Raw genomic sequence first — 403 nt, 5'->3', positions numbered from 1 at the left:
GAAGGACGGAGGGAAGTGCTCACAGCCTACCAACGGCGGAAGCAGGAAGAGGTTACACACCCCCTGTTGAAAGAGACGGTACCCATAGGGCTCTTGCTTCATCTGCAAGCGCGGCTCTTGGCCCGGTATCTCCGTGGGGACCTTCCCAGGTATCCAGCCTTTCTGGCGAGGTGAGCGTGCATCGGCTGGACGTTCTCGTAGCTTATGATGTAGATACCCAATCAGAGGACGGCCAAAGGCGATTGCGCAGGGTGGCTCAAGTCTGTAAAAACTACGGTCAAAGGGTCCAGCTCTCCCTCTTTGAGTGCAGGGTCACCTTGGCTCAACTGGAGGACCTCGAGGCCAAACTCCTCAAGATCATGGACCTGGAAAAAGATAGCCTTCGCATCTATGTTCTTTATGG

The 403-nt window shown here is 55.1% G+C and carries 1 protein-coding gene; it reads left to right on the top strand.

The window, feature by feature from the left end; genetic code table 11:
* Positions 1-170 precede the first annotated feature (170 nt).
* Positions 171-403 (top strand): CRISPR-associated endonuclease Cas2 (gene cas2 / locus GFC01_RS18465; RefSeq protein ID WP_341474097.1); only part of this gene is annotated, 233 nt, incomplete at its 3' end.

Origin of the sequence: Desulfofundulus thermobenzoicus (assembly GCF_009428905.1) — a bacterium.
Classification (GTDB): Bacteria; Bacillota; Desulfotomaculia; order Desulfotomaculales; family Desulfovirgulaceae; genus Desulfofundulus_A; species Desulfofundulus_A thermobenzoicus.
The sequence above is the reverse complement of the archived record's forward strand: the minus strand, read 5'-3'. Positions and strand labels throughout refer to the sequence as shown.